Origin of the sequence: Naasia sp., assembly GCF_025465545.1 — a bacterium.
Classification (GTDB): Bacteria; Actinomycetota; Actinomycetes; order Actinomycetales; family Microbacteriaceae; genus Naasia.
This window is the reverse complement of sequence record NZ_JAODMK010000022.1, coordinates 95832-119490: the sequence shown is the minus strand read 5'-3', so window position 1 is coordinate 119490 and position 23659 is coordinate 95832. Positions and strand designations below refer to the sequence as shown.

Below are 23659 nucleotides of genomic sequence, written 5' to 3'. Positions count from 1 at the left end.
ATCTCCTGCCCTACCTTCCGGTGCCCGCGTAGACGATGGCCTCGGCCTCGCCGTCCAGGCCGAATGCCGTGTGGATTGCGCGAACCGCGTGCTGGATCTGGTCCGCCCTGGTGACGACGGAGATGCGGATCTCGCTCGTGGAGATCATCTCGATGTTGACGCCCGCCTCGTAGAGGGCGGTGAAGAGCTGCGCCGAGACTCCCACGTTGGTGCGCATGCCGGCCCCGACGAGGGAGAGCTTGCCGATCTGGTCGTCGTGCTGCAGCGCCTGGAAGCCGACGTCCTGCCGCTCCGACGTGAGCGTGGTGAGCACCGTCTGGGCGTCGGACTTGGGGAGGGTGAAGGAGATGTCGGTGAGCCCGGTCGCCGCGGCGGACACGTTCTGCACGATCATGTCGATGTTCGCGCCGGACTTGGCGACCAGGTTGAAGATCTGCGCGGCCTTGCCCGGCACGTCGGGAACGCCGACGACGGTGATCTTGGCCTCGCTCAGATCGGTGGCGACGCCGGCGATGATCGGCTCTTCCACTGGATCTCCATTCCCGTCGGCACCCGGCTCGGCCGGGTTGTAGACGATCGTGCCCTCGTGATTGTTGAACGAGGAGCGTACGTGAAGGGTAACCCCGTGCCTGCGGGCGTATTCCACGGCGCGGATGTGCAGGACCTTGGCCCCGGAGGCCGCGAGCTCGAGCATCTCCTCGCTCGCGATGCGGGAGATCTTGCGGGCCTTCGGCACCGCGCGGGGGTCGGCGGTGAAGACGCCGTCCACGTCGGTGTAGATCTCGCACACCTCCGCGCCGAGCGCCGCCGCCAGGGCCACCGCAGTGGTGTCGGATCCGCCGCGACCGAGGGTGGTGATGTCCCCGGTCACCCTGTTGAAGCCCTGGAAGCCGGCGACGATCGCGATGGCGCCTTCGTCGAGAGCCTCCTGCACGCGCTTCGGGGTGACGTCGACGATGCGCGCCGAGCCGTGCTGGGCATCGGTGATCATCCCCGCCTGGCTGCCGGTGAAGGAGAGCGCCTGGTGGCCGAGGTTCTTGATCGCCATCGCGAGCAGGGCCATGGAGATCCGCTCGCCCGCGGTGAGGAGCATGTCGAGCTCGCGCGGCGCGGGGATCGGCGCAACCTGACCGGCGAGGTCGAGAAGCTCGTCGGTGGTGTCGCCCATGGCCGAGACGACGACCACGACGGCGTTGCCGGCCCGCCGCGTCTGCACGATGCGCTTCGCGACCCGCTTGATGCTCTCGGCGTCGGCGACGGAGGATCCGCCGTACTTCTGCACGATCAAGCTCACCGCGTCGCTCCTGGTCCGGCCGCGGCCCTCCCGACGGCGCCACAATTCTACGGGGAACGCTGGGGGCTCCCCGCTCGGCCCGCGAGCTGGCGGGTGGTTTCGCCCGGGGCCGTCTTCAGTGCTCGACGAGCCGGCGGCCCTCGAAGGCTCGGCCGAGCGTCACCTCGTCGGCGTACTCGAGGTCGCCACCGACGGGCAGCCCGGAGGCGAGCCTGCTGACCTTCACCTCGAGGGTGCGCATCAGGCGCGACAGATAGGTGGCCGTTGCCTCGCCCTCGAGGTTGGGGTCGGTTGCGATGATGACCTCCTCCACGGTCCCGTCGGCAAGGCGGAGCAGCAGCTCGCGGACGCGGAGATCCTCGGGCCCGATGCCGTCGATGGGGCTGATCGCACCGCCGAGCACGTGGTACAGCCCGCGGAACTCCCGGGTGCGCTCGATGGCGACGACGTCCTTCGCCTCTTCGACCACGCAGATCTGGGTGCGGCTGCGACGCGGATCGCGGCAGATGTTGCACCGCTCCTGATCGGAGACGTTGCCGCAGTCGATGCAGAAGCGCACCTTCTCCCGGATCTCGAGCAGCACCTCGCCGAGCCGGCGCACGTCGAACGACTGCGTCTGCACGATGTGGAAGGCGATCCGCTGAGCGGACTTGGGCCCGATGCCCGGAAGGCGGCCCAGCTCATCGATGAGCTCCTGGACGATCCCCTCGTACACGGTCTACTCCCGGACCCGGGGCGGCAGGGGCGTCTCCTCGATGAAGCTGGCGCCGAGGATCTCCCGCACGACGGCTTCGCCGTAGCGGTTGGGCTCGTTCCGGGGAGCGCCTCCCGCATCCGGCGGAGGAGGCGCCGCGGCCGGCGCATCGACCCGGGCGAGGAACTTCACGCGGGTGCCCAGCACGTTGAGGATCGCCTGCCGGAGGATCTCGCTGACGCCCTCCCCTGCGGTCTGCTGCTGCCGGAAGCTGGCGACGTCGTTCTCGCTGACGAAGCCGAGGGTGAGGATGTCGCCGCGCAGCGTGAGCGGCTGGGCCGTGTAGACGACTGTCCAGGCACTGAGCTTGATGCGCTTGACGGCCTCGAGGATCTCGGGCCAGGAGTCCCGGACGCGGCCGAGATCGACGGGGACGCCCGCGTCGGCGGGGTCGGCGGCGGGCGTCGCGGCGTCTGCCGGCTGGCCCTGCGTCGCGGGCGCCGGTTCGGCGGCGGGCTGCTCCGCGGCAGGCGCGGGGGTGTTCGACCCCGAGCCCGGCAGCCGGACCTCCCAGCCCCCGTCGCTCGGCGGCGCCTCGGCCGGCGTTGACCGCGCCGGTCCGGAGGCGGGCCGCCGCGACTCGGTCGGCGCCGCCGTGCGGGCTGCGGGCGCGCTTCCGGCAGGGGCCCGAGGCGCAGAGGCGGAGTCGGCGGGAGGAGCGGAGGAAACGGGGGTCGCGGAGCGCTCCGGAGACGGTTCGGGGCGCGAGGCCGGGGTGGCCTGCTGCGGCGCGGCGGGGCGGGATGTCGCTGCCGGCTCGGATCCCGTGACGCCCACGCGGCGCTCGAGGCGCTCCACCCGGGCGAGTGCTCCGCGCTCGGTCTCGTCGCTCGCGGGCACGAGCACGCGGGCGATCATCAGCTCGAGGTGCAGCCGGGGCGAGGTGGCGCCCGTCATCTCGGTGAGGGCGGAGTTGACGACGTCGGCCGAACGGGAGAGCTCTGCGGCGCCGAAGTGCGCGGCCTGCACTCGATAGGACTCGAGCTGCTCGACGGGCACGCCTCGGAGCACCGACCCCGCATTCTCGCCGGTGGCCGCGACCACGATCAGGTCGCGGAGCCGCTCCAGCAGATCCTCCACGAAGCGCCGAGGGTCCTGCCCGGTCTGCACCACGCGGTCGACGGCACCGAATGCGGCGGCGGCGTCGCGGGCGCCGATTGCGAGCACCACATCGTCGAGCAGCGCGCCGTGCGTGTAGCCGAGCAGCCCGACCGCGCGCTCGTACTCCACCGCGCCGCCTTCCGAGCCGGCGATCAGCTGGTCGAGCAGTGACAGGGTGTCGCGGACCGATCCCCCGCCCGCGCGCACGACGAGCGGCAGCACACCGGCGGCGACCTGCACGCCCTCGGTCTCGCAGAGGTGCTGGAGGTATTCGAGCAGCTGCGCGGGGGGAACGAGCCGGAACGGGTAGTGATGCGTGCGCGACCGGATGGTGCCGATGACCTTTTCCGGCTCGGTGGTCGCGAAGATGAACATGACGTGCTCGGGCGGCTCCTCGACGATCTTGAGCAGCGCGTTGAAGCCCTGAGGCGTGACCATGTGCGCCTCGTCGAGGATGAAGATCTTGTAGCGGTCGCGCGCGGGCGCGAAGACGGCGCGCTCGCGCAGGTCCCGGGCGTCGTCGACGCCGTTGTGACTTGCGGCATCGATCTCCACCACGTCGAGCGAGCCGCTGCCGTCCCTGCCGAGCTCGACGCAGCTGTCGCACACCCCGCACGGGGTGTCGGTGGGGCCCGTCGCACAGTTGAGGCAGCGGGCCAGGATGCGGGCGGAAGTGGTCTTGCCGCAGCCGCGGGGGCCGCTGAAGAGATAGGCGTGGTTGACCCGGTCGGTGCGGAGCGCGGTGCGCAGCGGGTCGGTGACCTGGGCCTGGCCGATCAGCTCGTCGAACGTCTCGGGACGGTAGCGACGATAGAGGGCGGTGACCACGAGCCCAGGCTACCTGCCGCCGGCGACAGTCGGCCGGGGCGTCCCTCCGCTCACAGAGAAGCAAGAACCGCATCCGAACGGCCGAACCGCATCCGCATGCCGTTGCGCGATGGCCGGAGCGTTGCGGCCGTCGGAGGAAGAAGAAAGGACCCCCCGCGCACCCGCCAGAGCCCGGTTACCCTTGCTGCGTTTCCGTCCTGGGGGAGTTGGCCTGGATGGCGCCACGCGGGGAGCCGGAAGAGAGTCTACCGTGACGGTAGGATGCTGGAGGTCGCGGATACCGCTGGCCGACCGGAGGATTCGCCTAGTGGCCTATGGCGCACGCTTGGAAAGCGTGTTGGGTGAAAGCCCTCGGGGGTTCGAATCCCCCATCCTCCGCAGTCGAAGAAGGCGTCGCCCAGTGGGCGGCGCCTTCTTCAGTTCCCGGAGGTGGGGCGGGCACCGCCGGGACCGCGGTCGCCTCGCGCATCTCACCGGCATCGCGGGTCGCCGACGCCGGCACCGCCCCTCCCCCGTACCCTGAACCACGACCGCCCACCTCCCGCACGGGCATCAGGGCGACCGATTCCGGGGGACCTATGTCGATGCAGCGAACGTGCGCCGGCGGACCCCGGCCGCTCACGGCCCGCCTTCTCGCCGTCCTCCTCTGCTCCGCACTCCTCGCCGCGGTGGGGGCGACGCAGCCGGCGAGCGCCGTGACAGCGGCCCTCCAACTGACGGTCGCGTCGAATGTCGGGGAGTTCCATTTTCAGGAGAACATCGCCGTCACCGGGTACCTCCGGACCCCGGACGGCAGCCCGCTCGGCGGCCGCACGGTCTATGTGCAGCGGAAGTCGGGTGCCGGCTGGGTCACGCTGGCGACGACGACGACGCTCGACTCGGGCCACTACCGGCTGTGGGTGCGCAACGACGCGAGCTTCTCGTTCCGCACGTACGCGAAGGCGGCGAGCGGGTTCGGCGCGGCCGCTTCTCGCACGCTGGACGAGACGCGCCTCTCGGGCGGCCAGACGTTGGAGCAGCGCTACGCACAGGTCGCGCCCTGGCTGAAGGCCCCGACCTCGAAGGTGAACACAGGGCACAGCAACGGCAGCGACCTGCGGTGGCGCAGCTACGAGAAGGGCATGCTCGTAGAGTCCGCGGGACGGACCTTCATGGTCACGGGCGCCGTGCTCGCCGGCTACCTGAAGGCGGGCGGCCCGGCGGGCAGGCTTGGCGCACCCAGGACGGATGCGGACTGCTTCAGGACTCTCGACAAGTGCCTCCAGGCGTTCGCGGGGGGATCGGTGTTCTACAACCGTCAGTCGGTGACGAAGGCGACGACGCACGTGGCATACGGTGCGGGCGTTGCCTCCGAGCTGATCGTGGTCGCGGCATCGCAGGTCGGCTACGTGGAACCGGGCGTGAAGATCAACAAGTACAACGACTGGAACGGCAGGAACGTCGCCTGGTGCGGCGTCTTCCTGTCCTGGGTGAGCGCGATCGGCAACAATGGCGAAGCCGTGCCGCAGGTGCACACGTTCGCCAGCCTGGTCGACGAGGTCACGAGTCGCGGCGTCTCCTCCACGCCGAAGCTCGGGGCCCTCGTCTTCATGACCTTCAACGGCGGCACGGACGCGACCCACGTCGGCATCGTGACCAAGGTGCTCGCCGACGGGCGGGTGGAGACCATCGAAGGCAACACCGTCATCACCGGCGGATCGGACGCGCGCGTCGTCACGACCAAGATGCGCACACCGTCGCAGATCCGGTACTACTACTACCCCGGCACCTGACCTGGCCCGCGGCTACTCGGTGACGGCCCTGACCGGCAGATCGTCCAGCTGCGGGACGGCCGAGCGGACGCGCCGCTCCGCTTCGGCGGTCACGAGCTGCACCTCGGACAACGGGCGGTCGGCCACCCGGACGATCGCCGCACCCTGCAGCCGATGCCCGACCCAGCGGAGGCGGACCCCCAGCACGGCCTCGACTCCCGGGGCGGCGGCGAGGGCGGACTCGGCGCGCTCCAGGAGATCCGGGTCGATGGCGTCCATGAGGCGGCGGCCGATGCTCTTCACCGTTCCCCCGAGGAGCACGAGGATCGCGACGGAGATGAGGAGTCCGATGATCGGGTCAGCAAGCGGGAAGCCGAGCATCACCCCGACCGCTCCGGCCACGACGGCGAGCGAGGTGAACCCGTCGGTGCGGGCATGCACGCCGTCGGCGACGAGCGCGGCGGAGCCGATGCGCCGGCCGATGCGGATCCGGTATCCGGCCACCGTCTCGTTGCCGGCGAACCCGATCAGGCCGGCGGCGAGCACCCACCAGAGGTTCTGCACGTCGTGCGGATGCAGCAGGCGGTCGACGGACTGCCAGGCCGCGAGCACCGCCGACAGGGCGACGACGGCGACGATGAACAGGCCGGCGAGGTCTTCGGCCCGGCCGTAGCCGTACGTGTAGCGGCGGCTCGGCGGCCGGCGGGCGAGATTGAAGGCGACCCAGAGGGGCACCGCCGTCAGTGCGTCCGAGAAGTTGTGGATGGTGTCGGCGAGGAGGGCAACCGACCCGCTCGCCAGCACGACGGCGAACTGCAGGACGGTGGTCGCGAGGAGCAGCCACAGGCTCACCTTGACCGCGCGGACGCCCTGCCTGCTCGCCTCAAGAGCGTCGTCGACCGCGTCGGCAGCGTCGTGGGTGTGCGGCACGAACAGCTCGTGCAGGAACCCGCGCACTCCCGACGGATGGGCGTGGTGATGGTCGTGCTCGTGACCGTGCTCGTGGTCGTGCTCGTGACCGTGCTCGTGCTCGTGCTCGTGACCGGGCGAGTGCAGGCGCCCGCCCGCCCCTGTCATGCTCCCGCCGCAGTCGAGCGGCGGCCTGCGGCCACGATCCTCGCGATGCGCAGCGTGGCGGGGTGCCGCAGCACGCCGCTCGGCAGCTCGTCCATCCGACAAGTCTGCCAGGGCGCTCTCGTGGCGGGATGAGCGCGAGCCGAGGCTCAGGTGCCCGTCTCGGTGTGCGGGACGGCGACCGGCTTCGATTGGCTCGATCCGCGCTGGCGGAGGTAGACCGTCGCGAGGACGATCACGGCAACCACCATGAACTCGCTCTGCCAGTTCTGAAAGGACTGGAACCAGAACTCCGGCGTGCCGAGGAACTCGAGCGGCGTGACCCCCGGCTGGCCATGGGATGCCTGATCCTCGCTGTACGCGGCGGCGCCGCCGACGGCGTGCAGGGCGACGGAGGCGAGGAAGAGCACGGCGAACAGGATCAGCAGCGAGTTCTCGTAGAGGACCAGCACGAATCCGCCCTTCCGCACCGGCCACGGAGTCGCTGTCGTCTTCTTGGCGTTGCGCGGGTCCTCGTCCTGCGGGTTCTTCTGCCCCGGGGTCTTCGACTCCGACGAGCCCTTCTGGAAGAGGAAGACCGTGAGCACCACGTAGGAGCCCATCTGCAGGAACTCGCTCTCCCAGTTCTCGAAGGTCGCCTCCATGAAGTCGCCCGTGCCGAGGTACTCGGTCACGCTGACCGGCGGCTGACCGTGCTCCACCTGGTCGGCCGAATAGGAGGCCGCCCCGGTGATGACCATCCCGATGAAGAACACGACGAAGAGGAAGGCGTTGGCCCAGAAGAGTCCATGCAGGACGAAGAAGCGCTTCACGCGCTCATCATGGCCCGTCCCGCGAAGACAAGGGCAGAGGCTTGCGGGAGCGTCGACAGGGGGATAGGGCGCCCCCAACTGGGGCTGCACGCAGGACTTCGCCTTCCCTACCTTGGGATCGACCTCGGGAGGGCGAATGGGCGTGCCCGCATCGGAGCGCCCCGCGCTCGTGCTCCACCCGCGCCTCGGAGCCTTCGCGAAATCGGTCGCGATCATCGGCACACTCTCCGTGCTGCCTCCTTTCCTCGCCCTGCTCGCGCTCTCGATCCCCACGGGCCGCTGGCCGAGCGTGCTCGCCGTGCTGCCGGTGACGGCGGTGATCGTCACGCTCACGGCCATCCGCATGAGGCACACCGTGATCGAGGTTCGTGCCACCACGGTTCTCGACCGCGGCTACTTCCTGCCCGGCGTCCACGTGCCGCTCGCGGAGCTGCACTCCATTCTCGTCGTGAGGCTGCTGGCCGACGACTCTTCCGGCTTCCACCGCCAGCTCTTCGTGCTGGACCGCTCGGGCCGCACCCGCATCCGCATGCGCGGCCAGTACTGGCATCCCGATGACCTTCCACGTCTCGAGCGCGTCCTCGGTCTCCCGGTGCGCAATGCCGGCCCTCCGATCACGGCCGCCGAGTTCCGCGACCGTTATCGACGCAACCTGATGTGGCACGAGCGCCATCCCGCGTCCTATGCGACGATCCTGGCGTGCCTCAGCGCATCTCTCGCCGTGCCCGTGTTCCTCGCGCTCAACGAGCTCGTCTAGGTGTGGAGCGGCTCAGCAGGTGACGCCGCCCAAGTCCGGTCACCAGAACCGTTGAGCACTGCCGCCCAGGCTGCGTCCCAGCCCTAGGCTTCGAGCAACCGATTTCTGAAGGGGACGACGATGACTCTGCGAGTGGGGATCCTGGGAGCGGCGGACATCGCCCCGAAAGCGCTGATCGACCCGGTGCGCCGCCGCGATGGCGACGTCGAGATCGTGGCGGTCGCCTCGCGCCGCGCTGATGCGGCGGCGGCGTACGCCGAGGCGCACGACATCCCCCGCAGCCACGTGGGGTACGAGGCTCTGCTGGCCGACCCCGACGTGGACCTCGTCTACAACGCGCTTCCTCCCTCGGCGCACGCCGAGTGGTCGATCGCGGCCCTCGAGGCGGGCAAGGACGTGCTCTGCGAGAAGCCGTTCGCGATGGACGCGGAGCAAGCCGCCGAGATGGTGGCGGCAGCCGATCGCACGGGCCGGCGCCTCATCGAGGCTTTCCACGACCGCTACCACCCCCTCTGGGGCGATGTCGCCGCGTACCGCACCTCCGGCCGCATCGGCGAGATCGTCTCGGTCAGGGGCACGTTCGAGGTCGACATCCCGTTCGGCCCCGAAGCGATCCGCTCGGTGCCCGCCCTCGGTGGCGGCGCACTGATGGATCTCGGCTGCTACCCGCTGCACTGGCTGCGGGCCTTCACCGGCGAGGAGCCGGAGGTGACCGAGGCAGAGGCGAGGCTGAACTCGCTCGGCGCAGATCAGAGCATCCGCGCGTCCGTCTCCTTCCCGTCGGGAGTGACGGGAAGCCTGTCCGCGAGCATGGCCGGCCCACTGGTCCAGCGGCTGGTCCTCGAGGGAACCCGAGGACGGCTCACCGTGGACGGGATGGTGTTCCCCTCTCGGGGGCACAGCATCCAGGAGGAGATCGACGGCGTCACCCGATTCCGCACGGTGGCGGGCGCGGAGACCTACGACCATCAGCTTTCGGCGGTCGTCGCCGGACTCGCGAGCGGCGAGCGGCTGCCCACCGAGGGGCAGGACTCCATCGCCAACATGCGGGCGATCGACGCGATCTACGCGAGCGCCGGCGTCGAGCGGCCTCGACCGTAGCCGCGACGCCGGCGCCCTTCGGCGGCCGGGGGCACTGATACCGTCGACGACGTGAGCGTTCACATCGAGAAGGTCGACCTCCCGGGCATCGGTTCGCGGCACGACGTGCTGACCGCGAGCGGGCGCCGCATCGGAGTGGTGACCCACCGCGGCGGCGAGCGCGAGCTGTCGCTCTTCGACATCGACGACCCCGATGCGGCCAGCGACTCCGTGACGCTCACCGACGACGAGGCCGGCGCCCTGGCGACCGTGCTCGGCGCGTCGGTGCTGCTCAGTCAGCTCACCGGCATCCGGGAGCAGGCCGCCGGACTGTTCACCGAGCAGCTGGTGCTGCCCGCCGGGTCGCCCTACGCCGGGGGCGTGCTCGGCGACACCAAAGCCCGCACGCGCACCAGCACGTCGATCGTGGCCATCGTGCGCGGTGCCGAGATCATCCCCTCCCCCACCCCGGCCACCCCGCTCGAGGCGGGCGACACCGTCGTGGCCGTCGGCACGCGGCAGGGCATCGACAAGCTCGCCCAGCTCCTCACGCACGGCGCCGGCTGACCCTCGTGAGCGAGTCCACCCTCCTTCTCGTCGAGGTGGGCGCGCTCCTGCTCGCGCTCGGCCTGCTCGCCCGTCTCGCCAACCGGGTGGGGATCTCGGCGATCCCGCTGTTCCTGCTCGCAGGGCTCGCCTTCGGCCACGGCGGCGCGCTCCCCCTGTCGGCCAGCACGGAGTTCTTCGAGACCGGCAGTGAGATCGGCGTGATCCTGCTCCTCGTCATCCTCGGACTCGAGTACAGCGCCGGCGAGCTCGTCGCGAGCATGGGCCGCTCGCGCAGCGCCGGCCTCATCGACGCCGCCCTCAACGCGGTCCCCGGCGCCGCGTTCGCACTGCTGCTCGGCTGGGGTCCGATCGCCGCCGTCGCCCTCGCCGGGGTGACCTGGGTCTCGTCCTCCGGAGTCGTCGCCAAGCTCCTCCGCGACCTGGGCCGGCTCGGCAACCGGGAGACGCCGACCGTCCTGTCCGTCCTCGTGATCGAGGACCTCGCGATGGCGTTCTACCTGCCGGTGCTGTCTGCCCTCCTCGTCGGCGCCGGCCTGCTGCAGGGGCTCACCAGCCTCGTCGTCGCGGTGGCCGCGGTGCTCACCATCCTCTTCCTCGCGCTCCGGCACGGCCGGGTCATCTCGCGCCTCTTCGCGGCGAACCATCCCGAGTCGCTGCTGCTCGGCGTGCTCGGCCTCACCATCCTCATCGCGGGCCTGGCCGAGCAGGTCAACGTGTCAGCGGCCGTCGGCGCCTTCCTCGTGGGCATCGCCCTCTCCGGGCAGGTCGCTGCCAACGCGCAGCAGCTCCTCTCGCCGCTCCGCGACCTCTTCGCGGCCATCTTCTTCGTCTTCTTCGGACTCTCCACAGACCCCCAGGACATGGTCCCGGTGCTCCTCCCCGCCGCGCTGCTGGCCGTGGTGACGATGAGCACGAAGGTGCTGAGCGGCTATCTCGCGGCCAAGCGGGTGGGGATGGGCATTCCCGGCCGGTGGCGCACGGGGCTCGTCCTGACCGCGCGCGGCGAGTTCTCGATCGTCATCGCCGGCCTCGCGGTCGGGGCAGGCGTCGAGCCCCAGCTCGCGCCGCTCGCCACCGCCTACGTGCTGATGACGGTCATCGCCGGGCCGCTCCTGGCCCGCATCCCCGACGGTGCCGGATTCAAAGCCGCGGTGCGGCGGCGAGGCGACGCGGCTCGCGCCGCCGGGCGAAGTCCTGCCTAGGGCCGGCGGTTCGGATGCACAGTCCCGCTCAGTCGGTCAGGGCGGGCACCGTGCGGGGACGGACGATGAGCCACAGGCTCGCCGCACCGATAGCGGCCGTGACGGCCATCACCCCGCCCATCGGAATCGCGGTGCCGATGCCGAGCAGCCCGACGATCGGTGAGATCGCCCCGGCGACCCCGAAGTTGCAGGCGCCGAGCAGGGAGGCCGCGGTTCCGGCCTCCCGACCGTGGTTGATCAGCGCCAGCACCTGAACACAGGGGAAGCCGAAGCCGCAGGCCAGGATGAAGAGGAACAACGGCACGAGCACCCCGACGAGTCCCCAGCCGGCGACCACGGCGAGCACGATCAACATCGACGCGAGAAACTGCACCGCCGTCGTCATGGCGAGGATCCACTGCGGCCCGATCAGCCGCGTCAGGCGGGCGGTCAGCTGGTTGCCGGCGAAGACACCGATGGAGTTGATGGCGAACAGCAGCCCGAACTGCTGCCCCGAGAGCCCGTAGACCTCCTGAAAGAGGAAGGACGACGAGGAGAGGTAGGAGAAGAGGCCCGCGAACTGCATCCCGCCGAGAATCGCGACGCCGACGAACACTCGGTCGCGGAAGATGACGCGGTAGCGCTGCAGTGTGGTGCCGTGACCGGGCTCGATCGTCCGCGCCGGCGGCAGGGTCTCGGGCAGGAGACGCGCGCCGACGACGACCATCACGATCCCGTACGCGGCGAGCGCGAGGAAGAGCCCCCGCCAGTCGAGGATGCGGAGCAGTTGGCTGCCGAGCAGCGGAGCCACGATCGGCGCGAGCATCGTGACGAGCGCGAGCCGGGACAGCATCCGGACGAGCGGTCGTCCGCTGAACAGGTCGCGCACCATGGCCATGGCGACCACTCCACCGCCGGCGGCGCCGACGCCCTGGAGGACCCGGAAGATCCCGAGGACCGTCACATCGGGCGCCACCGACGCGGCTATGCAGGCCAGCAGGTGCAGGCAGGTCGCCGCAAGCAGAGGCCTGCGCCGGCCGATGCGGTCGCTCAGCGGGCCGACGACGAGCTGGCCGAGTCCGAAGCCGATCATCGTCCCGGTGAGGGTCAGCTGGATCGCCGCGTCGGAGACGCCGAGATCCTGCGCGAGCACCGGGAAGGCAGGCAGGTACAGGTCGATGGTGAACGGCCCGAGCCCGACGAGGGCGCCGAGCACGAGCACGAAGAGGACGAGTTGGGCACGCGACAGAGCGTCGCCCGGATGGATGGCAGCGGTCACGCGGTACGTCTTCTGCTCGGTGCGGTCGAAGGTGACGTCGGTGGCACCGGGGCCTCACGAGCTTAGCCGCGGCGCAGGCGATCCTGACGGGCTCGCGGCGTCAGCCCCGAGTCACTCCGGGATCATGTGACTGGTCGCCAGCTGCGAGTACCAGAGCGCGCTGTCCTTCGGCGTGCGCTCGAGCGTCTCGTAGTCCACGTGCACGATGCCGAACCGCTTGGAGTAGCCGTAGGCCCACTCGAAGTTGTCGAGGAGGCTCCACACCTGGTAGCCGCGCAGGTCGACCCCCTGCCGCATCGCCCGGTGCGCGGCAGTGAAGTGCCGGCGCAGGTAGTCGATCCGGTCGGCATCGGCAACCCGCCCGTCTTCGAGCACATCGTCGAAGGCGGCGCCGTTCTCGGTGATCATCAGGGGCTGATCGGGGAACTGCTCGCGCAGCGAGAGCAGAAGCTGCTCCAGCCCGTCCGGCGCGATGTTCCAGCCCATCGCGGTGTACGGACCCGGCTGGGGCAGGAACTGCACCCGATCGGCACCGGGATAGGGGGACGCCACCGCCTCGCCGTGGTTGTCCGCCATCTGCTTCTCCCCCACGCCGTCCCACAGGGACACGAGCGCGGTGTTGTAGTAGTTGACCCCGAGCACGTCGAGCGGCTGCGCGATGTCGACCAGGTCGCCGTCCTGCACGAAGGACCAGTCGGTGACCGACGCCGTGTCGGCGAGGAGGTCCGCGGGGTAGCCGCCGGTGAGCATCGGGCCGGTGAAGATCCGATTGGCGACGGCGTCGATCTGCCGCGCCGCATCCGCTCCGTCCGGGCCGTCGCCGCGGAGCACCGCGAAGTTGAGGGTGACCGAGTACTGAGCGTCACGGGGCACGACGGAGCGGAGCGCCTGCACCCCGAGCCCATGGGCCAGGTTCAGATGGTGCGCGGCCCGCAGCGCGGCGAGCGGGTCCGTCCGGCCGGGCGCGTGCACGCCAGCACCATAGCCGAGGAACGCCGAGCACCACGGCTCGTTGAGCGTCGTCCAGGTGCCGATCCGATCGCCGAGGTGCCGCCCCACGATCGCCGCGTACTCGGCGAAGCGCTCCGCGGTGTGCCGAGCCGGCCAGCCGCCCTCATCCTCGAGCGGCTGCGGGAGATCCCAGTGGTACAGCGTGGCGATCGGCGTGATGCCCCGCTCGAGCATGCCGTCGACGAGGCGCGAGTAGAAGTCGAGCCCGGCCTGGTTCGCCTCGCCGGAGCCGGTGGGCTGGACGCGCGGCCAGGCGATCGAGAACCGGTAGGTGTCGAGTCCGAGGTCCTTGAGCAGGTCGAGGTCCTGGTCGAAGCGGTGGTAGTGGTCGTCGGCCACGTCCCCGTTGTCCCCGCCGCGAACCTTGCCGGGCGTGCGGCAGAAGGTGTCCCAGATGCTCGGCAGCCGGCCGTCCTCGGCCGCAGCCCCCTCGATCTGATACGACGCGGTCGCCGAGCCGAAGAGAAAGCCCTCCGGGAAGCGGAGTCCTGAGTCCCGGTAGTCGGGGTTGCCGCTCGTCATGGCTGATGGTCTCCCTCGTCCGACGGCCGTCCGAGCCGTGCCTTACGAACTCTGCCACCTCCCAGCGGGCGCCGCACGCGTGCCGGAGAGCGCTCCCATGCTCCGGAGCGGCGCGGGCAGGTGGCAGGGGCAGGCTGGGTGAGGCACTACCGTCGCGAGTGCTCGACTCCTTCTGCGGGCGGCGCCGCTGCGCCGGCGAAGCGCGCGTCGGAGGCCTGACCATAGACCTTCTGATAGCGATCGAAGAGCGCGTCGATCGCCTCCTGCGGGAGCGCGACGGGCTCGCCCAGCTGACGCGCGAGGTGCACGGTGCGGGCGACGTCCTCGACCATGACGGCCGCCTTGACGGCGTCCTTGGCGGTGACGCCGATGGTGAACGGCCCGTGGTTCTGCATGAGGACCGCGCGGGAACGGGAGTGGCGCAGCGTCTGCACGATGCCACGGCCGATGGAGTCGTCACCGATGATGGCGAAGGGGCCCACCGGGATGTCGCCGCCGAACTCGTCGGCCATGGCGGTGGTCACGCAGGGGATCGGCTCCGCGCGGGCGGCCCAGGCCACCGCGTACGGCGAGTGGGTGTGCACGACGCCGCCGATCTCTGGCATGTTGCGGTACACGTAGGCGTGGGCCGCCGTGTCGCTCGATGGCGCGTTCTCGCTGCCGGGGGTGCCCCCGATGACGCGCCCGTCCAGATCGCAGACGATCATCTTCTCCGGCGCCAGGTCGTCATAGCTGACACCGCTCGGCTTGATCACGAAGAGGTCGGCGCCGGGCACGCGACCGGACACGTTGCCGCCGGTCCAGACGACCAGTCCGTAGCGCACCAGCTCGGCGTGCAGCCGGCAGACCTCGGAACGGGTCCGCGCGATGGCGGCCTGGATCTCGGCGGTGCAGCCGCTCACGCCCTGCCGCCCTCGCCGAGGGCGCCCTGCTCGACGCTGTCCACGTCGCCGCTCGCCGCAGCAGCGGCGACGCCCGACGAGCGCTCGTAGCCGGCCCGCTTCATGGCGGCCAGGCGGTGCATCACGTCGTTGCCGCCACGACCGAAGTAGTCGTGCAGCGCCGTGTACTCGGCGTAGAGGGCGTCGTAGGCGGCCGCGGCCTCCTCGTTCGGCGTGTAGACGCCGGCGTTGACCTTGCCCATCGCCTCACCCGCGGCACGCACGTCGGGGTAGACGCCGGCGGCGACCGCCGCGTGGATCGCGGAGCCGAGCGCGGCTCCCTGCTCGCTCGCGATCGTGGAGATGGGCAGGCGCAGCACGTCGCTGTAGACCTGCATGAGGAAGCTGTTCTTGAGCAGGCCGCCCGCGACCGTGAACTCGGTGACCGGCACCCCACTCGCGGTGAAGGTCTCGATGATGGTGCGCGTGCCGAAGGCGGTCGCCTCGAAGAGCGCCCGGTAGATCTCCTCGGGCCGCGTGGTGAGGGTGGCGCCGACGAGGGTCCCGGAGAGCTCGTGGTCGACGAGGACCGAGCGGTTGCCGCTGTGCCAGTCGAGCGCGATCAGGCCGTGTCCGCCGACCGGCTGGTCGCGCACCAGCTCGGTCAGGTGCTCGTGGATCGAGCGTCCCCGTGCGCTGGCGTCGTCGTAATAGCGAGCAGGCACCTGGTTCTTGACGTACCAGGCGAAGATGTCGCCAACGCCGGACTGGCCTGCCTCATAGCCGTAGAGGCCCTCGACGATGCCGCCGTCGACGACGCCGCACATGCCAGGCACCTCGCGGAGCTGGTCGCTCGACATCACGTGACAGGTGGAGGTGCCCATGATGACGACCATCTGGCCGGGCTGGGTCGCCTTCGCGGCCGGGGCGCAGACGTGCGCGTCGACGTTGCCGACCGCCACCGCGATGCCGGCGGGCAGTCCGGTCCACTCCGCGGCCTGCGCCGAGAGCGTGCCCGCCGCCTCGCCGAGCTGTCCGATCCGGTGCTCGAGCTTCTCGACGGCGAAGCGGGCGAAGCCGGGGTTCAGTGCGGCGAGGAAGTCCTCGGACGGGTACTCGCCGTTCTGCAGGATGCCCTTGTAGCCGGCCGTGCACGCGTTGCGCACGTACTCGCCGGTGAGCTGCCAGACGATCCAGTCGGCGGCCTCGACGAAATGGTCCATCCGTGCGTAGACCTGAGGATCCTCCTCGAGGAGCTGGAGGCCTTTGGCGAATTCCCACTCGGAGGAGATGAGTCCGCCGTAGCGGGGCAGCCACGACTCGCCACGCTGCGTGGCCAGCTCGTTGATCCGGTCGGCCTGCGCCTGTGCCGCGTGGTGCTTCCAGAGCTTCACGTAGGCATGGGGACGATCCGCGAATTCGGGCAGCTCGCAGAGCGGGGTGCCGTCGGCGAGCACCGGCACCATGGTGCAGGCGGTGAAGTCGGTGCCGACCCCGATCACGGCTGATGCGTCGATCCCGGCGGCGGCCAGCGCCTGGGGCACCGCGTTCTTGAGGACGCCGACGTAGTCCGCCGGCACCTGCAGCGCCCACTCCGGCGGCAGCTTGCGGCCGCTTCCCGCGAGCCGGTCGTCCATTACCGCGTGGGGGTAGTCGTACACCGCAGAGCCCAGTTCGGCGCCGTCCGACACCCTGACGACGACGGCCCTTCCTGACAGGGTTCCGAAGTCGATGCCCATCGCATATGTGGGCTTTTCGCCGGTTGATCGCGTCGTCGCACTCACTGGTTGGGGCCTCGTTGTCGCATCCTCAGGAACGGTCACCTGCCATCTCGACAGGCACTTGCCAGTATGACGGGCGCATGAGAGGCGGGCACACCGTCACCTGCGCTATCCGGCGCGCCACTCCCCCATGGAGGCGGGGTCGGCGAGCAGTGCGGCGAACGCCAGTTCGCCACCGCCGATCAGCAAGAGATCCGAGCCGAGCTCCGCGCGGCGGATCCGCACGGACTCACGAGCCGCGTCGAGCGCCCGGTCCGCGAGCAGGGCCTCCAGCCGACCCGGCCGCGCGGCATCGAGGGCGGCGAGGAACCCGCCCAGCACGACCAGCTCGGGGTTGAGGATGTTCACCACGGTGCCGAGAGTGGTGGCGAGATAGTCGAGCTGCCGGTCCACCTCGGCGAGCACGGCCGGCTCGGCGGAGGCGACCAGGGCGGCCTCGAACTCGTCCTGATCGACCGGACCGATGCCCAGCAGGCGTTGGAGGGCGGCGCGGGTGACCTGCGACTCCAAGGAGCCGGGCACGCCTGCCGCGTCCCTCCTGTCGTCCGCGCCCGCATGGGTGTGCCCGAACTCCCCGGCGTAGCCGTCGACTCCCCGGAGCGGTACCCCGCCTGCGATGATCCCGCCGCCGATGCCGCTCGAGCCGCCGTTCAGATACACGGCGTGGCCCAGGCCCCGCGCCGCACCGAACACGGCCTCCGCCGTCGCCCCCAGGATCGCGTCGTTGGACACCGAGACGGGCAGCCCGATGACCGCTCGCAGCAGGGAGCCCAGCGGCTCGTCCCGCCAGCCGAGGTGCGGGGCGAGGCGCACCAGGCCGTCCGTGCTGCGCACGAGTCCCGGAACGGCCACTCCGACACCGAGGGGAGTGAGCCCGGGCCGCGAGCGGCGGAGCGCGGCGAGCGAGGAGCGGACGAGTGGCGGCAGCTCTTGCGCGCGCGGCGGCTCGTCGAACGCGGTGCGGCGCCGCGCCAGCACGCGTCCGCCGATGCCCACGAGAGCGACCGTCACCGCGTCCGCCTCCGGCACGACGGCCACCACCCCGACGCCGTCCGAGGGCCGCACGATGGGACTCGGGCGTCCGACGCCCTGGGCGCCCTCCGGCACCGACTCCACGACAAGGCCGAGCTCGACCAGCTCGGCTACCAGGCCCGCGATGGTCGAGCGGTTGAGTCCGGTGGCCTGCGTGAGGCTCGACCGGGACAGCCCACGGGACCGGTGCACCTGGACCAGGAGCGCCGACAGGTTGCGGCGCCGGGTGGCATCGCTGCCGTGGCCGAGCAGGGGCGTGGTGCCGTCGCGGATCATGGCCACGCCCCCTTTCGCTCAGCACAGACATTAGGGCCGGATTGCCGGGTGCCCCTGGTCGCCTCGCCTGTTATGTTGCAAGCGTAAACATTTTGTCCGACCCAGCAATGGAGCTCTTATGACAGTGACGCCCACCCGCGACGACAAGTTCTCCTTCGGTCTCTGGACCGTCGGCTACAACGGCACCGACCCGTTCGGCGGCCCGACCCGCGAACACCTGGACACCGTGCACGTCGTGGAGAAGCTCGCCGAGCTGGGCGCCTACGGCCTCACTTTCCACGACGACGACCTCTTCGACTTCGGGTCATCGGACCAGGTCCGTCAGGGCGAGATCGACCGCCTCAAGCAGGCGCTCGCCGACACCGGCGTGATCGTGCCGATGATCACCACGAACCTCTTCAGCGCTCCCGTGTTCAAGGACGGCGGCTTCACCTCCAACGACCGCTCCGTGCGCCGCTTCGCCCTGCGCAAGGTGCTGCGGAACCTCGACCTCGCGGCCGAGCTCGGCGCCAAGACCTTCGTCATGTGGGGCGGACGCGAGGGCGCCGAGTACGACGCCGCAAAGGATGTCCGTGCTGCACTCGAGCGCTACCGCGAGTCGGTCAACCTGCTCGCCGACTACGCGACCGACAAGGGCTACGACATCCGGTTCGCCATCGAGCCGAAGCCGAACGAGCCGCGCGGCGACATCCTGCTGCCGACCCTCGGGCACGCGCTCGCCTTCATCGAGACCCTCGAGCGGCCCGAGCTGTTCGGCATCAACCCCGAGGTCGGACACGAGCAGATGGCCGGCCTCAACTTCGCCGCAGGCATCGCCCAGGCCCTCTACCAGGGCAAGCTCTTCCACATCGACCTGAACGGTCAGCGCGGCATCAAGTACGACCAGGACCTCGTCTTCGGCCACGGCGACCTCTACAACGCGTTCGCGCTCGTCGATCTGCTCGAGAACGGCAGCCCCGCCGGCGGCCCCACCTACGACGGCCCCCGGCACTTCGACTACAAGCCGAGCCGCACCGAGGACGAGACCGGAGTCTGGGAGTCGGCGAAGGCCAACATGGCCAACTACCTTCTCCTCAAGGAGCGCGCCGCGGCCTTCCGCGCCGACCCCGAGGTGCAGGAGGCGCTCGAAGCCTCGAAGGTGACCGAGCTCGGCCGTCCCACCCTCAACGAGGGCGAGAGCTACGACGACCTCCTCGCGGACCGCTCCGCGTACGAGGACTTCGACGCCTCTCCCTACCTCGGCGGCAAGGGCTTCGGCTTCGTCCGCCTGCAGCAGCTGGCCACCGAGCACCTGCTCGGCGCCCGCTAGTTCGCTGACCTGCCCAGTTCGGTCGCTGGATCCGCGGATTTCGCGACCGAACTGGGCAACTCGATGAAAGGGAGAGCGATGACGCTCGTCGCCGGGGTCGACTCGTCGACCCAGAGCTGCAAGATCGTGATCCGGGACGCGGACACCGGGGCGGTCGTGCGCTCCGGACGCGCCAGCCACCCGGAGGGCACCGAGGTCGATCCCGCCGCGTGGTGGCAGGCGCTCTCGGCCGCGATCGCCGACGCCGGCGGGCTCGCCGGGGTCGCCGCGATCTCGGTCGCGGGGCAGCAGCACGGCATGGTCGTGCTGGACGACGCCGGGCGGGTGATCCGTCCGGCCCTGCTCTGGAACGACACCAGATCGGCCGGAGCGGCCCGGGACCTCATCGCCGAAGTCGGCGCCGAGGACTACGCGCGGCGCACCGGATCGGTCCCCGTTGCCTCGTTCACCGCCACGAAGCTGCGCTGGCTGCGGGACGCCGAGCCGGAGAACGCGGAGCGCGTCGCGGCGGTCGCCCTCCCCCACGACTGGCTCACCTGGCGCCTGCTCGGCTACGGTCCTGACGGCGAATCCCCCCTCGGCCCCGTGCTCGGCGCGCTCGTGACCGACCGGTCGGACGCGAGCGGGACGAGCTACTGGTCGCCGGCGACCGGAGACTACGACCGGAGACTCCTCGAGCTCGCGCTGGGCCACGACGCCATCCTTCCCCGGGTGCTCGCGCCCGAGGAGCGGGCCGGCGAGACGGCCGATCAGCGTGAGGCCGGAATCCCGGCGGGGATCGTGGTCGGCGCCGGGGCCGGCGACAACGCGGCCGGCGCCCTCGGCCTCGGCGCCTCCTCCGGAGACGTGGTCATCTCGATCGGCACGAGCGGAACCGTCTTCGCCGTCACCGACGAGCCGAGCGCCGACGCCACCGGCACCGTCGCCGGGTTCGCCAGCGCGAGCGGCGAGTTCCTCCCCCTCATCGCCACGCTCAATGCCGCCCGGATTCTGGACGCCACCGCGCGCCTCCTCGGCGTGAGCCATGACGAGCTCGGGAGGCTCGCCGCCACCGCAGCGCCGGCGGCCGACGGTCTCGTGCTCGTGCCGTACTTCGAGGGCGAGCGGACACCCAACCTGCCCGACGCCACCGCCTCCCTGCGCGGCATGACCCTCCGCTCGACGACCCGGGAGAACCTCGCCCGCGCCGCGGTGGAGGGTCTGCTCTGCGGGCTGGCGGACGGCCTCGATGCGGTGCTCGCCCAGGGCGTGACCGCCCAGCGCCTCCTGCTGATCGGCGGTGCCGCTCAGAACCCGGCGGTCGCGGCGATCGCGGCACAGGTGTTCGCCCAGCCCGTCGTGGTGCCCGCGCCCGGCGAATACGTGGCGGCCGGCGCTGCCGTCCAGGCCGCGTGGACCCTCACCGGCACCCGCCCGTCCTGGCCGGTGGACACGGCGGCGGAGCCGGCACCCGACCACCGTCCCGAGATCCGCGAGCAGTACGCCGCGGCGGCCGGTCAGCCCAGCTGACCCGCGGCGCTCCGCGAGCCGCGCCCTCTCCCTCAGCAGGCATTCCTTCGCTCAGCAGGCAATCCTTCCTTCAGCAGGCAGAAGGGGCCCCCTGCGGGGGTTGGCCTCAAATTCGCCTGCTGAGGGAAGGGCGCCCGCACGCCCGAGGACGCCCCGCCGGCCCCGGCACGCCCCGCCGACCCCGTCGGAGAGGCGTTCGCGTTGCGCGGCTCCCGCAGCCCCGTCAGCGGCGGGGCAGCGCCTGCTCGAGGTCGGCGATGAGGTCCTCGACGTCCTCGATCCCCACCGAGAGCCGCACGACGTTCCGCGCCACTTCGAGAGGGGTGCCGCGCACGGAGGCGTGGGTCATCTCCGCCGGGTAGCCGATGAGCGACTCGACGCCGCCGAGCGACTCGGCCAGCTGGAACAGCTTGGTGGACTCCGCGAGCGCGCGAGCGGCCTGCTCGCCGCCCTTGAGCGCGACGGAGAGCATGCCGCCGAAGTCCTTCATCTGGCGCGCGGCGAGGTCGTGTCCGGGATGCGTGTCGAGCCCCGGGTAGTACACGGTCTGCACATCGGCATGGCCGACGAAGTGCTCGGCCACCGCCCGCGCATTCGCGGAGTGACGGTCCATCCGCACACCCAGCGTCTTGATGCCGCGCACGGTGAGCCACGCCTCCATGGGAGCGAGGATGGCGCCCGCGGCGAACTGCTGGAAGCCGACCTTGGCTGCGAGCTCGTCCGAGTCGGTGATGACGGCACCGCCCAGCACGTCCGAGTGACCGCCGAGGTATTTGGTGGTCGAGTGCACCACGACGTCGGCTCCGAGCGACAGGGGCTGCTGCAGGTAGGGGGAGGCGAAGGTGTTGTCGACGACCACGAGCGCGCCCGCCGCCTTGCCCAGCCCGGCGAGCCCGGCGATGTCGGTGATCTTCATCAGGGGATTGCTCGGCGTCTCCACCCAGAGCACCTTCGTCACGCCGGGGCGCAGAGCGGCGCGCACCGCGTCGAAGTCGCTCATCTCCACCGCGTCCAGCTCGACGCCCCAGGGTCCGAGGATGCGGCTGAGCAGCCGGTGGGTGCCTCCGTACACGTCGTTGCCGAGCACGACGTGATCGCCCGGCCGCAGGGCGGAGCGCAGGAGCGCGTCCTCCGCCGCGAGCCCCGAGGAGAAGGAGAAGCCGTGCCTGCCGCCCTCGAGGGAGGCCAGCAGGGTCTGCAGGGAGTCGCGCGTCGGGTTGCCGCTGCGACCGTACTCGTACCCGCCGCGCAGCCCACCGACGCCGTCCTGAACGAAGGTCGAGGTCTGGTAGATCGGCGGGACCACCGCCCCGGTGGCCGGGTCGAAGTCCTGGCCGGCGTGGATCGCCCTGGTCTGGAAGCCGTGGTCCATGTGTCTCCTCGAGTCAGGCCGAAAGGTAGCTGAGCAGGTCGTAGCGGGTCACCACGGCGATCGGCTTGCCCTCGTCGGTCACGAGCAGGGCGTCGGACGTGCCGAGCGCTGCGCGAGCGGCCGACACGGGTTCGCCCGCGCCGATCAGGGCGAGCGGCTTGCCGACGATGCCGCCGATGGTGTCGGCGAGTCCCACGCGGCCGCTGAACACGGACTCGAGCAGCTCGCGCTCGTCCAGCGCGCCGACCACCTCACCCATCACCACGGGAGGCGCGGTCTTCAGCACGAGCAGCTGCGAGACGTCGTACTCCTGCATGGCGGCGATCGCGTCGCGCACCGTGGTGTCGGGCAGCGCGTGCACGAGGTCGGGGATGCGTCCCGTCTTGCCTCGGAGCACGTCGGCCACCGTCTTCTCCTCGCCCACCTCCGCGAAGCCGTAGGAGCGCATCCACTTCTCATTGAAGATCTTGCCCAGGTAGCCGCGACCGCCGTCCGGCAGCAGCACGACGACCACCGCGTCGGCGGGCAGGCTCCGGGCCGCCTTGAGCGCCGCTGAGACGGCCAGGCCGCTCGATCCGCCGACCAGGAGGCCCTCCTCGCGGGCGAGGCGCAGCGTGAGGTCGAACGATTCCTTGTCGGACGAGGCGATCACCTGATCGACGACGGACGGATCGTATGCGGTGGGCCAGAAGTCCTCTCCGACGCCTTCGACCAGGTAGGGGCGCCCGGTGCCTCCCGAATACACGGACCCCTCCGGATCGGCGCCGATGACCTGCACCGAGCCGCCGGACACCTCCTTGAGGTAGCGGCCGACGCCGCTGATCGTGCCGCCCGTGCCGACGCCCGCCACGAAGTGCGTGACGAGCCCCTCGGTGTCGGCCCAGATCTCCGGCCCCGTGGACTCGTAGTGCGAGAGTGGCCCGTTCGGGTTCGAGTACTGGTCCGGCTTGAAGGCGCCCGGAATCTCGCGGGCGAGCCGGTCCGAGACGCTGTAGTAGGAGCTGGGGTCCTCGGGAGCGACGGCGGTCGGGGTCACCACGACCTCGGCGCCGTAGGCGGTGAGCACGCTGCGCTTGTCCTCACCCACCTTGTCCGGCAGCACGAAGACGCAGCGGTAGCCGCGCTGCTGGGCGACCAGCGCAAGCCCGACGCCGGTGTTGCCGGAGGTCGGCTCGACGATCGTGCCGCCCGGCTTCAGGAGTCCCCGCCGCTCGGCGTCGTCGAGGATCCGCACCGCGATGCGGTCCTTGCTGGAGCCCCCGGGGTTCAGGTACTCCACCTTGGCGAGGACCGTGGCGGCGATGCCCTCGGTGACGCGGTTGAGGCGGACGAGGGGCGTGCCGCCGATGAGATCGAGGACTGTGTTCGCGTACTTCATGAGGGGTGCTTTTCCAGATCGATGCCTCGCGGACGCGACGGCGGACGGACGGGTGTCGGGCCTAGCGGCAGCGACAGGGACACGTCACGGGAAGCACGGCACCGACT

The 23659-nt window shown here is 70.9% G+C and carries 19 protein-coding genes, 1 tRNA gene and 1 other RNA gene; 8 read left to right on the top strand and 13 right to left on the bottom strand.

Annotated features, from left to right (window positions below):
* Positions 1 to 10: 10 nt before the first annotated feature.
* The 4 genes from JWR33_RS07470 to ffs all read right to left on the bottom strand — a co-directional run bounded on the left by JWR33_RS07470 (position 11) and on the right by ffs (position 4215).
* Complete coding sequence (locus JWR33_RS07470; RefSeq protein ID WP_297410651.1) at positions 11 to 1294, bottom strand: aspartate kinase; 1284 nt, start codon at positions 1292 to 1294, stop codon at positions 11 to 13.
* Between the two features lie 115 nt (positions 1295 to 1409).
* Positions 1410 to 2009, bottom strand: coding sequence for a recombination mediator RecR (recR, locus tag JWR33_RS07465; RefSeq protein WP_297410649.1), 600 nt, complete (start codon positions 2007 to 2009; stop codon positions 1410 to 1412).
* 3 nt (positions 2010 to 2012) lie between these two features.
* Positions 2013 to 3977 (bottom strand): DNA polymerase III subunit gamma and tau, encoded by a 1965-nt coding sequence (locus JWR33_RS07460; protein WP_297410647.1) that lies wholly within the window; start codon positions 3975 to 3977, stop codon positions 2013 to 2015.
* Positions 3978 to 4118: 141 nt separating this feature from the next.
* Positions 4119 to 4215, bottom strand: an RNA gene (gene ffs / locus JWR33_RS07455) — signal recognition particle sRNA small type.
* A 55-nt stretch (positions 4216 to 4270) separates the two neighbouring features.
* Here ffs and JWR33_RS07450 point away from each other — a divergent pair.
* Positions 4271 to 4355, top strand: a tRNA-Ser gene (locus tag JWR33_RS07450).
* Positions 4356 to 4561: 206 nt separating this feature from the next.
* On the top strand, positions 4562 to 5749 hold the full coding sequence (locus JWR33_RS07445; protein WP_297410645.1) for a CHAP domain-containing protein: 1188 nt from the start codon (positions 4562 to 4564) through the stop codon (positions 5747 to 5749).
* Positions 5750 to 5761: 12 nt separating this feature from the next.
* On the opposite strand, the gene JWR33_RS07440 is transcribed toward JWR33_RS07445, so the two are convergent.
* Positions 5762 to 6805, bottom strand: coding sequence for a cation diffusion facilitator family transporter (locus JWR33_RS07440; RefSeq protein WP_297410643.1), 1044 nt, complete (start codon positions 6803 to 6805; stop codon positions 5762 to 5764).
* A 146-nt stretch (positions 6806 to 6951) separates the two neighbouring features.
* Positions 6952 to 7614: a DUF6766 family protein gene (locus JWR33_RS07435; RefSeq protein WP_297410641.1), complete on the bottom strand. Its 663-nt coding sequence runs from the start codon at positions 7612 to 7614 to the stop codon at positions 6952 to 6954.
* Between the two features lie 136 nt (positions 7615 to 7750).
* Between JWR33_RS07435 and JWR33_RS07430 the strand changes: the two genes are divergently transcribed.
* The 4 genes from JWR33_RS07430 (at position 7751) to JWR33_RS07415 (ending at position 11223) form a co-directional block, all read left to right on the top strand.
* The gene (locus JWR33_RS07430; RefSeq protein WP_297410640.1) at positions 7751 to 8371 is read left to right on the top strand and encodes a hypothetical protein; all 621 of its coding nucleotides are present in this window, start codon (positions 7751 to 7753) and stop codon (positions 8369 to 8371) included.
* Positions 8372 to 8491: 120 nt separating this feature from the next.
* Positions 8492 to 9472, top strand: coding sequence for a Gfo/Idh/MocA family oxidoreductase (locus JWR33_RS07425; RefSeq protein ID WP_297410639.1), 981 nt, complete (start codon positions 8492 to 8494; stop codon positions 9470 to 9472).
* A 51-nt stretch (positions 9473 to 9523) separates the two neighbouring features.
* The gene (locus tag JWR33_RS07420) at positions 9524 to 10018 is read left to right on the top strand and encodes a cation:proton antiporter regulatory subunit (protein ID WP_297410637.1); all 495 of its coding nucleotides are present in this window, start codon (positions 9524 to 9526) and stop codon (positions 10016 to 10018) included.
* A gap of 5 nt (positions 10019 to 10023) precedes the next feature.
* Positions 10024 to 11223, top strand: coding sequence for a cation:proton antiporter (locus JWR33_RS07415; RefSeq protein WP_297410636.1), 1200 nt, complete (start codon positions 10024 to 10026; stop codon positions 11221 to 11223).
* 28 nt (positions 11224 to 11251) lie between these two features.
* Here JWR33_RS07415 and JWR33_RS07410 read toward each other — a convergent pair whose 3' ends face one another.
* The 5 genes from JWR33_RS07410 to JWR33_RS07390 form a co-directional block, all read right to left on the bottom strand.
* Positions 11252 to 12481, bottom strand: a complete 1230-nt coding sequence (locus tag JWR33_RS07410) for a multidrug effflux MFS transporter (protein WP_297410635.1) — start codon at positions 12479 to 12481, stop codon at positions 11252 to 11254.
* A 111-nt stretch (positions 12482 to 12592) separates the two neighbouring features.
* On the bottom strand, positions 12593 to 14014 hold the full coding sequence (locus tag JWR33_RS07405; RefSeq protein ID WP_297410633.1) for a GH1 family beta-glucosidase: 1422 nt from the start codon (positions 14012 to 14014) through the stop codon (positions 12593 to 12595).
* A 146-nt stretch (positions 14015 to 14160) separates the two neighbouring features.
* The gene (locus JWR33_RS07400; RefSeq protein WP_297410632.1) at positions 14161 to 14916 is read right to left on the bottom strand and encodes an L-ribulose-5-phosphate 4-epimerase; all 756 of its coding nucleotides are present in this window, start codon (positions 14914 to 14916) and stop codon (positions 14161 to 14163) included.
* Positions 14913 to 16634: a ribulokinase gene (gene araB, locus JWR33_RS07395; protein ID WP_297410630.1), complete on the bottom strand. Its 1722-nt coding sequence runs from the start codon at positions 16632 to 16634 to the stop codon at positions 14913 to 14915. The genes JWR33_RS07400 and araB overlap by 4 nt, the downstream gene beginning before the upstream one ends.
* Before the next feature lie 150 nt (positions 16635 to 16784).
* A complete protein-coding gene (locus tag JWR33_RS07390) occupies positions 16785 to 17984 on the bottom strand; it encodes an ROK family protein (protein WP_297410628.1) in 1200 nt (399 codons plus the stop codon).
* Between the two features lie 118 nt (positions 17985 to 18102).
* On the opposite strand from JWR33_RS07390, the gene xylA reads away from it, so the two are divergent.
* A complete protein-coding gene (gene xylA, locus JWR33_RS07385; protein ID WP_297410626.1) occupies positions 18103 to 19293 on the top strand; it encodes a xylose isomerase in 1191 nt (396 codons plus the stop codon).
* A 78-nt stretch (positions 19294 to 19371) separates the two neighbouring features.
* Positions 19372 to 20802, top strand: coding sequence for a xylulokinase (gene xylB / locus JWR33_RS07380; protein WP_297410624.1), 1431 nt, complete (start codon positions 19372 to 19374; stop codon positions 20800 to 20802).
* A gap of 223 nt (positions 20803 to 21025) precedes the next feature.
* Here xylB and JWR33_RS07375 read toward each other — a convergent pair whose 3' ends face one another.
* Together JWR33_RS07375 and JWR33_RS07370 are read right to left on the bottom strand one after the other, a co-directional pair.
* Positions 21026 to 22174 carry a cystathionine gamma-synthase gene (locus JWR33_RS07375; RefSeq protein WP_297410622.1) on the bottom strand — a complete coding sequence of 383 codons (1149 nt, stop codon included), beginning with the start codon at positions 22172 to 22174 and terminating at the stop codon, positions 21026 to 21028.
* Between the two features lie 13 nt (positions 22175 to 22187).
* The gene (locus JWR33_RS07370) at positions 22188 to 23552 is read right to left on the bottom strand and encodes a cystathionine beta-synthase (protein WP_297410620.1); all 1365 of its coding nucleotides are present in this window, start codon (positions 23550 to 23552) and stop codon (positions 22188 to 22190) included.
* Between the last annotated feature and the right edge of the window lie 107 nt (positions 23553 to 23659).

Excerpts from the sequence above, each read along its gene's own strand:
- JWR33_RS07390 (WP_297410628.1), bottom strand. The coding sequence starts at position 17,984 with ATGATCCGCGACGGCACCACGCCCCTGCTCGGCCACGGCAGCGATGCC.
- JWR33_RS07370 (WP_297410620.1), bottom strand. The coding sequence starts at position 23,552 with ATGAAGTACGCGAACACAGTCCTCGATCTCATCGGCGGCACGCCCCTC.
- xylA (WP_297410626.1), top strand. The coding sequence starts at position 18,103 with ATGACAGTGACGCCCACCCGCGACGACAAGTTCTCCTTCGGTCTCTGG.
- JWR33_RS07405 (WP_297410633.1), bottom strand. The coding sequence starts at position 14,014 with ATGACGAGCGGCAACCCCGACTACCGGGACTCAGGACTCCGCTTCCCG.
- araB (WP_297410630.1), bottom strand. The coding sequence starts at position 16,634 with ATGGGCATCGACTTCGGAACCCTGTCAGGAAGGGCCGTCGTCGTCAGG.
- JWR33_RS07430 (WP_297410640.1), top strand. The coding sequence starts at position 7,751 with ATGGGCGTGCCCGCATCGGAGCGCCCCGCGCTCGTGCTCCACCCGCGC.
- JWR33_RS07375 (WP_297410622.1), bottom strand. The coding sequence starts at position 22,174 with ATGGACCACGGCTTCCAGACCAGGGCGATCCACGCCGGCCAGGACTTC.
- JWR33_RS07440 (WP_297410643.1), bottom strand. The coding sequence starts at position 6,805 with ATGACAGGGGCGGGCGGGCGCCTGCACTCGCCCGGTCACGAGCACGAG.
- JWR33_RS07425 (WP_297410639.1), top strand. The coding sequence starts at position 8,492 with ATGACTCTGCGAGTGGGGATCCTGGGAGCGGCGGACATCGCCCCGAAA.
- xylB (WP_297410624.1), top strand. The coding sequence starts at position 19,372 with ATGACGCTCGTCGCCGGGGTCGACTCGTCGACCCAGAGCTGCAAGATC.
- JWR33_RS07445 (WP_297410645.1), top strand. The coding sequence starts at position 4,562 with ATGCAGCGAACGTGCGCCGGCGGACCCCGGCCGCTCACGGCCCGCCTT.